The sequence below is a fragment of the Enterobacter cloacae complex sp. IR5458 genome (assembly GCF_049238025.1).
Classification (GTDB): Bacteria; Pseudomonadota; Gammaproteobacteria; order Enterobacterales; family Enterobacteriaceae; genus Enterobacter; species Enterobacter kobei.
Genome location: NZ_JBMKIF010000077.1, coordinates 1 through 6,211, shown reverse-complemented (window position 1 = coordinate 6,211; position 6,211 = coordinate 1). Strand labels below are relative to the sequence as shown.

Sequence of the window (6,211 nt, the reverse complement as noted above, 5' to 3'; positions counted from 1 at the left end):
TCCCGGGGAATGGCTATGGCACAGCGAAGGTGTAGCACTATTGGGATCAGTTATTTAGCTGACTGTCAATAAAGCAATCTGCAACCATGTCTTTTAACCCTTCCATCAATTTTGTTTTTTTGTGCATGACGGACGTTAAGCGTTCAATGTGCCTCATTGATTTCCCTGGACGGCACAGAGAGAATTTATCAGCAATATCCTTGAGTCCTGACTGTCGAGCTTTAATCGGGGATAGGTGCGACAAGTTGTGCTGGATAATTGCGCAGTAATCCTTGATGGTTTTGATCTGCCGGGACACTTCTGTTATCTGAGCGATGTCTTCCGAGAGCCAGCAATCAATATTTTCCGCATTATTCAGCTTCATTTTGCTCTGTTCTGTAAATAAAGTGGAATCGGCGTCCCCTTTGACAAACCTGTAATGCAACGTGTTGTTATGTCTGTAAAGCACGACACAGGAGATCTGATCTTGTCGTTGATATTCAAAAATGACAAAACTACGTGCTTTAGAAAGATAGAAATCCAGAAAGGTTTTAGGCTTTTCTCTGACCATATACTGAGGGTCAATCCCATAAAAAACAGGAACCAGAACAAGAGATGAGGTTTTTCCTGCTCCGTTTGTCCCTGAGATGTTGCTATGACCCGTCAAGGATATTTCCGTCAATGAAGGAAACGCGCTCTGGTTGGTGATGATCCGCAGTAGTGCACTTTTCATAAAAATCGCCTGCAAAATATACATTAAATCAATATATATCAGATCAGTGCATATTGGTAGTGTCAAGGTTAAATAATAGGCAATTTTGTACTAGGTAGCGTTTTAATTTGATTATGGACTTTATGCTATACCGATAAATACACAGGAAATTTTTTTCACAAAAGTGTATGAATGTTGATAGAAGCAACAAGCTACCATCGAAGGGCGTTTCCAAAGATATTGGTATAACAGAGCATCGAACAGACTCAGTTGGAAAGGATCTCGCGTAGAAGCTCTATCATCTTCACGGATAACTCGCGTTTCCAACGATAAATTAGTTTGGGATTATGTAGGGTAACGTTGTTGTATCGTTATGTGATTTTACTCACTTAGCGCGGTGTACAGAACTACTGGATCAGATCAGTTTCAACTGACGTTCTGCCGTTGCACATTTTGCCCTGATGAGTTCGTTCATTGTTGTAAGACAGCCACTCATCCTGATCATTTTGCCGCGTCTCCAGCGTTTGATTAACTTGTTGCGAAAAGCCACCTGATAAAACTCGTTCAGGATCGCCTTATCAAACTGCTCGCAGATCCCATTCGTTTGCGGTGACATCGTTTTAGTTTTCGTGTGATCGATGCCACTACTAGAGTTGGTAATCATGACGCTCGAACTTGCAGAGTAGCACAGCCTATATCGATGTTAACTCTACACCTGACTCTGTCAATTTATGCGTATCAACATAGTGGCTGAAACGTGCTAATAAGAAGGTGAGTTTTGGATGAATGTACCTTTGACAAAATGGTCTGTTGGGTGCTGTATAAAAGTAGTCGATAAGCTCAGTTTTATTCGCTTTAAAATCCTTAAAAAAATAAACCTGAGTAATGACTGGCTGCTCAAAATCAGCTCTACAGGCATCTAATATGTTTACAGCCTGGTTATACTGAACCTCATCATAAGCGTATATCGCTGAACGATATTTACCACGCATTGAGTGGTTTGATGTGCTCGCGTGAGTATGTAAATGGGTTTCGATCAAGGTTGATAAAGAAATAACAGTCGGATCAAAAACCACTTCAATGGCTTCGCTGAACTGAGCGTTGTCACCAATTGAGGCGATCCAACCTTGATTGACAGTAGCAATGCCAATAAGTGATGAAAATACGCCTTCGGTGCACCAGTGACAACCACCGCCTAAGCCGATTGTATTAAGGGTGGTTGTCGTATGCAAATTGCAAGTCTGTGTGGGCTGCTGCAAACTCATTGAGATGAGGGCAACTTCCAGTCTGGTCTGGGGAAGTGGCAGGTATAGCCATTTGGTCGGAGTTCCAAATAGTCCTGATGCATAGCCTCCGCTTCCCAAAAATCACTTGCAGGTTCGACTTCAGTCACTACTTTTCCAGGCCATAATCCCGAAGCATCCACGTCAGCAATGGTTTTTACTGCCTCAGCATGCTGTGCCTCAGAGGTATAATAAATGGCTGAGCGATAAGATGTGCCCTTGTCATTACCTTGTCTATTTACTGTACTAGGGTCATGAATCTGAAAGAAAAACTCTAAAATTTGTCGATAGCTGGTGATTTCATTATCGAACATTATTTCAATGCCTTCAGCATGGTTACCATGATTGCGGTAGGTAGCATTAGCCACTTCACCACCGGTATAACCTACTCGGGTTGAAGTGATACCGGGACGTTTGCGGATAAGATCCTGCATGCCCCAAAAGCAGCCACCGGCTAATACTGCGCGTTCAATTGCCATAATTAAATGTCCTCTACTTGGTCTAAATACTCTGCGTAACCTTTACTTGCCATTTCTTCCCTAGGAATAAAACGTAATGACGCTGAGTTAATACAATAACGTAGGCCACCCTGGTCTTTGGGACCGTCTGAAAATACATGGCCTAAGTGACTGTCGCCATGAGTTGAGCGCACTTCTGTGCGGGTCATGCCGTGCGACCTATCAGTGATTTCAATTACGTTGACAGAGTCTATCGCTTTGGTAAAGCTCGGCCAACCACACCCTGATTCATACTTGGCAGAAGACGCAAATAAAGGCTCACCTGACACGATATCCACGTAAATGCCGGGCTTGGTGTTCTTTAGCAATTCACCAGTCCCTGGACGCTCTGTACCATTTTCTTGCGTCACCCGATACTGCTCCTTAGTCAGAGCAGAAATCGCATTCATAGATTTTTGATAGGTATTCATAAATGTCCTCTTATAGAGTAGAGCCATGTGCCTTTCAGATTATAAGAGACCTTCTGTTTACAGAATTTATTTCACTTAGGCCGTTAACCCGAAAAAATGATCTGATCCAGTAGTTCTGTACACCGCGCTAAGTGAGTAAAATCACATAACGAGGTGCCTATGACAGCTAAAAAGAACTGCAAGACCTATACCGCAGAATTTAAGGCCCTCTAACTTATAGTTGTTTCGGATGCGGCTTATTTGTTTTTGTGCTCCAGTGCTGTAAGTGATGTGCCTACGATAAATATAGACACGACAAACAAGCCTAAATCTTTTAGCAAAAACTGGCCAGGAACCACAGAGATCGCAGGAAACCCAAGAGATGCCTCAAAAACACCGGGTGTAGTCAGCATGAACGACAATGTCGTAAAAAAGAGTCCGGTTGAAAGTACACCGCCCAAGATTGCGAGCTTAGGGGAGAAAACTCGTGCAGCGATTAACAGGCCAACTGAAATTTCAAGCACACCCAGAAAATTTGAGAATCCTTGAATGCTGAGGAAACTATACATCCATGAAAGCAGAGGGCTATTACTAACAAAACCATGTATACCGTTTGCTTCGTAGCTAGTGAATTTCATACCACCAAACCACAAATATATTATCGTCATGGCAACGTAGATGCCACCTATACCAAACTTAGTGACTTTTGCACCGAGATTATTACTAAGGATATTGGTAGTCTGGACACCATTTTCAATTTCGGGAATAGTCATCTTATATCTCCAATTATTTTTAGCCATGTGGACTCACTCTATGTAGCCCACTAAAATGATATGACTCTTGAGAAAAACTATATGTTTACTCGAGTCGAACCTAACTTAGGTAATTGCTGTAGTTGAGCACCAATGGATTAGACATCAATGCCTAGTGGTTGAACGGCCGGGAAGTCGACCTCGGTCTGTGTCACTTCGTTAACGTAGTTAGTGAAAGTGTTCAGGGCAACAGCCAACAGAATATCCACTACATGTGCATCACTGTAGCCAGCGTTCAGCACCGCTTGGACCTGGTCATTGCTGACTTGCCCGCGCTGGCGGACTACGGCGGCAGCAAAACGCACGGCTGCGTCGGCCTTAGGGTCATTTGATGCACCGCTGCGGTTGGCAGTGAGTTCAGCATCATCAAGCTTGGCCACCTTACGGCCTAGGAAGGAATGGCCAGCAAGGCAATAATCGCAGCCGTTGATCTCAGCGACGGCTAGGGCAATACGCTCAAGAGTCGCTGTACCCAAGCCGCCCTGTGCTGATGCTGCGCTCAATTGCAGGTAGCCAGTCAGCGCAGCAGGGCTGTTGGCAACGACGCGGAACATGTTAGGAACGCGGCCCAGTTGTTTTTCCACAGCCTTGAGTGAGGTATGGGTAGCAGTAGGCGCGGCGTCGATTGTGGTAGGGGTGTTCAAACGTGACATAAATTTCTCCTAGTGATTTGAAAGACAGCACGCTGTATTGGCGTGGAATAAATTGTATTTAAGAAGGTTCTGCTTGATAATCCGTTGCTATCAGACAGCTCATCTTCACGTCTTGCGCAGTCGCCATTTCAGTGCCACTACACACCTTCGTTGACGTCACGCCGTCCTGATTTCTAAGGAGGTCTTCGAGACTCCAAAAACACCCTCCGGCAACGATCACATTATTTATTTTTCATAAAGCCTCCTTGGTTTTTATCTATTTACTAATGGAACTGAATTTACAGCATGTAAAATAGATATAACATGCTCAATAGTTCGTATAATGTGACTTATTAGACAGTTTACGTAGGGGCTATGTCAGGGTGAGAGCGTGAACATTTTGTTAAATTTCACCCAGTTTTTTGAGACCCGCATTGAGTACCGTTTCCAGATATTCACTGCTCATTCCTGCGATTTTTTGCTTCCGTCTTACGCTCGCCTTGCGTGAAGTCTCGGCCCTGAGCATGTTCAGCCCCATGTGCCGGATGCACGCCAAAATCTCTGCGGCATCACCGCGATAAATCGGGCAATCATCCTCGCCCATCGTGACGTCCAGCACCCAGTGCAGGCTATTTTCGATGGCCCAGTGCCCACGCACCGCTCGCGCAAACTCATCCTGCACCAACGCTTTGGAACTGATGAAATAACGCTGCTCTATGGTAATTTTTTGCATATTTTCAACGCGATAGGAGATGGCCACGCCAATGCTGTGCAACTGTTTCCAATGAGGAAACTGGGCGGCCAACTCGCCCGCCGCCATGACATGGTACTCACGACCATCGATGCGGCCATGAGCCTTCTCAAGCGTCATCGTCTCTGCGCATAACGGGGTGGCCGCCAGCGGGGCGAGGGCCTGTCGAACCGCCTCGAACAACTTGGGTTGGTTGCCTTTGACGGCCAATAAGTAATCGCCACCTTGCTGAAGGATGGTCTCGGCGATCTCGGTCTGGCACCCCATCGCATCGATGGATACCAGGCAGCCTTTGATGTCGAGCAGCGCCAGCAACTCGGGAATAGCGGTAATTTCATTGGACTTGGCGTCGGTTTTTATCTGTCCGAGCACCAGCTTATTGGCGGCGGCATAGGCACTGACCATGTGAATGGTCGACGTTCGATCCTCACGGTCATAGGAACTGCGCAGGGTTTTGCCATCGATAGCGACCAGGGCGCCATCGGTGTGCTGGTTAATGGCTTGAGTCCACCGCACAAAGGCGGCCTGAAACGGCTCTGGTTTGATGCCGGAGATGATCCTGGCAATGGTGTCATGGACAGGAATGCCGTTTTTAAACAGTCCCTTGGATTGAAACCAGGGAAGATGAACCTCGCCGAAATCCTCAATATCTTCCCAGCCCTCAGCCCCGCCGATCACGGCACAGACGGTGAGAAACAGGACATCGTAGAAGGGATAATAAATCTTGGCATGCTGGCGAGGGTCGTGAATATTGTCGAAGAACTGAGCGAAAACGGCATCAATAGACATGAGAGCACTCCTGAAAAGGAGCATGAGATCACAGCCGGATCACCAGGTCAAATTTCAGGGTGAGGATGTGAGCAAATTGTTAACTATGGAAATCATGGAAATTATCATTTTTTGGATTTCATGCGCATTTTTTGAGCTGAAATGACGTGCAGTGACGATTAAAAAGTGTGAAGGCGATCCTGACTATAAAGTTAACTGCATATCACAGGCCTATAAGTATTTGTTTTGTAGGCAAAAAACTATTTTTAATTTTTAACAAAATGTTCACGATCTCGCCCTGGATCTATGCTAAATAACTGATCCCAATAGTGCTACACCTTCGCTGTGCCATAGCCATTCCCCGGGA

8 protein-coding genes and 1 pseudogene are annotated in these 6,211 nt (G+C 45.5%); all 9 read right to left on the bottom strand.

Annotation, left to right across the window (positions count from 1 at the left end; translation table 11 throughout):
* Positions 1-46 precede the first annotated feature (46 nt).
* The 9 genes and pseudogenes from ACOTYN_RS25440 to ACOTYN_RS25400 all read right to left on the bottom strand — a co-directional run bounded on the left by ACOTYN_RS25440 (position 47) and on the right by ACOTYN_RS25400 (position 5,865).
* Entirely contained in the window at positions 47-712 is a 666-nt protein-coding gene (locus ACOTYN_RS25440) for an ATP-binding protein (RefSeq protein WP_163138160.1), read from the bottom strand.
* A gap of 386 nt (positions 713-1,098) precedes the next feature.
* A pseudogene (locus tag ACOTYN_RS25435) lies at positions 1,099-1,368 on the bottom strand (IS481 family transposase); the annotation flags it as partial.
* Between the two features lie 15 nt (positions 1,369-1,383).
* A complete protein-coding gene (locus ACOTYN_RS25430; RefSeq protein WP_223878982.1) occupies positions 1,384-1,923 on the bottom strand; it encodes a peptide-methionine (S)-S-oxide reductase in 540 nt (179 codons plus the stop codon).
* A 29-nt stretch (positions 1,924-1,952) separates the two neighbouring features.
* On the bottom strand, positions 1,953-2,453 hold the full coding sequence (gene msrA / locus ACOTYN_RS25425; protein ID WP_011711652.1) for a peptide-methionine (S)-S-oxide reductase MsrA: 501 nt from the start codon (positions 2,451-2,453) through the stop codon (positions 1,953-1,955).
* A gap of 2 nt (positions 2,454-2,455) precedes the next feature.
* The gene (msrB, locus tag ACOTYN_RS25420) at positions 2,456-2,902 is read right to left on the bottom strand and encodes a peptide-methionine (R)-S-oxide reductase MsrB (RefSeq protein ID WP_011711653.1); all 447 of its coding nucleotides are present in this window, start codon (positions 2,900-2,902) and stop codon (positions 2,456-2,458) included.
* A 236-nt stretch (positions 2,903-3,138) separates the two neighbouring features.
* The gene (locus ACOTYN_RS25415) at positions 3,139-3,654 is read right to left on the bottom strand and encodes a YkgB family protein (RefSeq protein WP_011711654.1); all 516 of its coding nucleotides are present in this window, start codon (positions 3,652-3,654) and stop codon (positions 3,139-3,141) included.
* Positions 3,655-3,791: 137 nt separating this feature from the next.
* Positions 3,792-4,346: a carboxymuconolactone decarboxylase family protein gene (locus ACOTYN_RS25410; protein ID WP_011711655.1), complete on the bottom strand. Its 555-nt coding sequence runs from the start codon at positions 4,344-4,346 to the stop codon at positions 3,792-3,794.
* A gap of 58 nt (positions 4,347-4,404) precedes the next feature.
* Positions 4,405-4,566 carry a peptide-methionine (S)-S-oxide reductase gene (locus ACOTYN_RS25405; RefSeq protein WP_223290059.1) on the bottom strand — a complete coding sequence of 54 codons (162 nt, stop codon included), beginning with the start codon at positions 4,564-4,566 and terminating at the stop codon, positions 4,405-4,407.
* 162 nt (positions 4,567-4,728) lie between these two features.
* Positions 4,729-5,865: an ISAs1-like element ISAs12 family transposase gene (locus ACOTYN_RS25400; RefSeq protein WP_021141311.1), complete on the bottom strand. Its 1,137-nt coding sequence runs from the start codon at positions 5,863-5,865 to the stop codon at positions 4,729-4,731.
* Between the last annotated feature and the right edge of the window lie 346 nt (positions 5,866-6,211).